Raw genomic sequence first — 3,910 nt, forward strand, 5'->3', positions numbered from 1 at the left:
GGGAGGAGATGCCCGACTTGATCGGTGTTGAGCAAGGCTGGTTCCCCACCTTGATGGAGGACAATAATGTGGAGTCTTTCCTGGTTGATCTCACCGACAAGATCGGGGACCGATACGACGATTTCGTACAGGGCCGTTGGGCACTGTATACCCATGAAGGGAAAATCTATGGGCTTGAGAGTGCACTGACCGCTTCAGTGTATTACTATCAGCCGGCAATCTTCGAGAAGTATGGTGTCGACATCCCCACAACTTGGGAAGAGTACATCGAGGCAGGAAAAGAGTTGGCGGAGCATGGAGTCAAGATTGGTGCCATGGACAATGATGCCTCGGGAATTTTCTCCCTGATGTTCCTCCAGCGTGGCGGACAGTTCTTTGATCAGGAAGGAAATCTTGTCCTGGGTGAAGGAAAGAATAGGGAAGCAGCAATCAAGGTACTGGATATGCTTCGTGAGGCACTTGATGCCAATTCACTTGAGGTTGTCTTGGGCAATGAGTTCTGGGGTTCCACCATCCCAACAGCGTTCTCAACGGGTAAGGTAGCCGGTATGGTCGCACCTGACTGGTATAATACCTCGGTATTGCAGCCTGGTGTTGAGAGCATGGCAGGAGAATGGCGTGTGGCACCAATGCCGGTCTGGGAAGACGGCAGCGGCTATCGCACCAGCGTCTGGGGTGGTACCGGATTCGCCATTACCAAGAGTTCGAAGATCAAGGATATTGTGTGGGATGTGCTGGATGATGCATATATGTCCCTTGATGGTCAGTTGGACCGTTATAAAACGATCAACTTCTACCCCACGATGTACGAAGCACTCGATTCCCCAGCGGTAACCGAGGAAGAGCATCCATTCTTTGGTGGCCAGAAGATTGGTGCAGTATTTGCTGATGTGGCGTTGGAGACACCTCCACTGTGGCAGAGCCCAGCCCGTCCTTTCCTCTTGCAGGCAATGGTGGACAATCTGCCATTGTTTATTGAAGGCAAGCTCTCGTCCAGTGAATTTGTTGATACCGTAGTTGAAATCACTGAACGTGATGCACAGCTGTAAGATTTGGCTATTTCTGTGGGGGAGGGGTTCGCTTCTCCCCCATTGCTCTCTTTTTTGCTAGGAGGTGATGATGCGCACAACGATGTACAAGAGAACACCCTATTTCTTTATACTCCCAGCTTATCTGGTGTTCCTGGTCTTCATGTTCGGCCCGATGATATTCTCTTTGGTGGTCAGCTTTTTCAATTGGACCGGGATCAAGAGCCCTGAGTTCAATGGGTTGGATAATCTGAAGGGGATTGCCACCGATTCGGTGTTCTGGCTCTCTGTCAGGAACACCTTGCTCTACAGTGCAGTGAGCCTTTTTGTTGTAGTGCCACTCTCTCTTCTCCTAGCGCTCGCACTCGATTCCCCCCACCTCCGTGGACGTCTGGTGGTCAGGGCAATCTATTTTGCTCCTATCGTTACTTCTACGGTGGCAATCTCACAGACATTCCTGATGTTGTTCAATACAAATTTCGGTTTGATCAACAGGATGCTTGGTGTTCCCATCGACTGGTTGGGCTCGCGTACGCTTGCCTTGGTTCCGGTAATCGTGGTGATCATCTGGCGTTGGTTGGGATTGACCAGCATTTACTTCTTGGCAGGACTGCAGGGAATTGACCGGGAACTCTATGATGCGGCGAAGGTTGATGGAGCAACCACCATGCAACGATTTTTCTCGGTAACACTCCCACAACTGCGCCCGATCACATTCTTTGTCTCCATGATTATTCTCATCGGCTCCATGCAGATCTTCGATGAACCACAGATCCTTACCGGGGGTGGTCCTTCAAATGCAACCAGGTCGGTGGTGCAGTACCTCTATCTGAGAGGGTTCACACAGTTCCGCTTTGGCTATGCATCGGCAATTGGCCTGGTACTGTTCATTGCAATTGCCTCCTTCTCTGCAGTGCAGATGAAGTTGAGAAAGGAGAGTGACCTATGAGAAAACACAGTCGTCTTTCAGCCGGCGCCTGGGTGATGAATGTTGTGGTATGGGTTGGTGGTGCTTTTATGCTGCTTCCCTTTATCTGGATGGTCAGCTCTTCATTCAAGACTACCGAGGAGATTTTCCAGCCGGCAACGTTCCTGCCCAAAAGCCTTGATGGAGGCAACTATGCAAGGTTGTTCTCCTCCTGGCCGTTCTCCCGCTGGATTGTCAATAGCTTGATCGTTGCCTTGTTTACCACCGTGTTGGCTTTAATGATCACAAGCCTGGCTGGCTATGCGTTTGCAAAGTTTCGCTTCAAGGGACGGGGAAAACTGTTTGCGGTGTTGCTTTCTTCAACCATGATCCCATTCCCCATTCTGGTGGTTCCCTTGTTCGTGGTTACCAGTAGGCTTGGCATGACCAATTCACTGATTTCCTTGATGCTTCCCTTCATCGCTCCTCCCATCGGGATTTTCCTGATGAATCAGTATGCATCCTATGTCCCTAATGCATTGCTGGATTCAGCAAAAATAGACGGAGCAGGGGATCTGAGGATCTTCTTCCAGATTGCCTTGCCGATTATGGTACCTGCCTTGGCAAGTCTGGGCATTATTACCTTCATTAACAGTTGGAACAACTTCCTTTGGCCCTTGATCGCCATTCGGCAGGAGTTGTCCATGACCCTCCCCATTGGTATGGCGAACATGCTTACCGGGGTGTCGGCAGGGTCAGCGCCGCCCTATGGGCCGGCAATGGCTGCCTCGACGTTGGTTTGCATCCCGACCGTTGCAATCTTCCTCGCAGTGCAGAAGTATTATATACGAGGCCTGACAGCAGGTGCGGTCAAGCAATAAGGATAAGGCAGATTACATGAGAGAGAAGATAGATCTACGTGGTCAGTGGCAGGTGTTTCTTGATGAAGAGGATAGGGGATTATCTGAAAAGTGGTTTGAACCAGCGTCCTTGGTGGGGAAACATGCGCATCCAATAACGCTGCCTGGAAGCCTTGAACTCTCTGGTATCGGAAGTCCTGTTACCAGCAAGACAGAGTGGGTAGGTTCCCAGTTTGGTAATGAATTTATACAAGATCCACTCTATGAGCCCTATAGACAGGATGATGCATTTCGCTTCCCCTACTGGCTGCAACCGGAAACACGGTTTATCGGCCCGGCGTGGTATGTAAAGCATATTACCATTCCAAAGCATAACAATAATTCCTGGCAGTTGGTCCTCGAGCGTCCACACTGGGAGACTCGTGTATGGGTGAACGGGGTGTTTATTGGGTCCTGCGACAGTCTGAGCGTTCCACACCGCTATGATTTTCCTTCATTGGATGATGAGGAAGTGGTGTTGGTCATTCGGGTTGATAACCGGATGATCTGGGAAGTTGGCCCAAATGCCCACAGCATTTCCGACCAGACCCAAGGACCGTGGAATGGGATTGTTGGGCAATTGGCACTGCTGCCTGTATCTTCTCTGACTTTGGGGGAGGTCAGTGTATATTCGAATACAAAACGTAATGCTGCGCTCTGTACGGTTGGTGTGGAGAATCACGGAGAGCAAGAAGTCTCTGTTACATTGCAGATAAAGAGAGTAGGGAAAGACGCTCTCCCTCTCAGTAAAAGTGTGAGGCCAGGAACAACTGCTTTTCATCTGGAGCTCACCGAGGTGCCTCTCTGGGATGAGTATGCACCGAACCTTGAGGATGTTCAGGTACTGCTTTCAGTAGGGGATGTTGTACTTGATGAGAAGACTCTCCAGATTGGCCTCAGAAGTGTAGAGGCCAAAGGAAAACAGATATTTGTGAATGGCAAGCAGGTGTTCCTCCGAGGGACGGTGGAGTGCTGTGTTTTTCCAAAGACCGGACATCCTCCGATGGAGGAGGAGTATTGGGAGTACCTCTTCTCCCAGAGCAAGGCATATGGGTTGAACCATATCCGCTTCCACT

The 3,910-nt window shown here is 50.4% G+C and carries 4 protein-coding genes; all 4 read left to right on the plus strand.

Annotated features, from left to right (window positions below):
• Window positions 1-1,049 (plus strand): ABC transporter substrate-binding protein (locus tag AB7S66_RS11805; RefSeq protein ID WP_428520248.1); only part of this gene is annotated, 1,049 nt, incomplete at its 5' end.
• A gap of 67 nt (window positions 1,050-1,116) precedes the next feature.
• On the plus strand, window positions 1,117-1,977 hold the full coding sequence (locus AB7S66_RS11810; RefSeq protein WP_428520251.1) for a carbohydrate ABC transporter permease: 861 nt from the start codon (window positions 1,117-1,119) through the stop codon (window positions 1,975-1,977).
• A complete protein-coding gene (locus tag AB7S66_RS11815; protein WP_428520253.1) occupies window positions 1,974-2,816 on the plus strand; it encodes a carbohydrate ABC transporter permease in 843 nt (280 codons plus the stop codon). The genes AB7S66_RS11810 and AB7S66_RS11815 overlap by 4 nt, the downstream gene beginning before the upstream one ends.
• A gap of 16 nt (window positions 2,817-2,832) precedes the next feature.
• On the plus strand, window positions 2,833-3,910 hold a 1,078-nt coding region (locus AB7S66_RS11820; protein ID WP_428520255.1), incomplete at its 3' end, for a hypothetical protein.

It is taken from the genome of Sphaerochaeta sp., assembly GCF_050178175.1.
In the GTDB taxonomy this organism is placed as follows: Bacteria; Spirochaetota; Spirochaetia; order Sphaerochaetales; family Sphaerochaetaceae; genus Sphaerochaeta.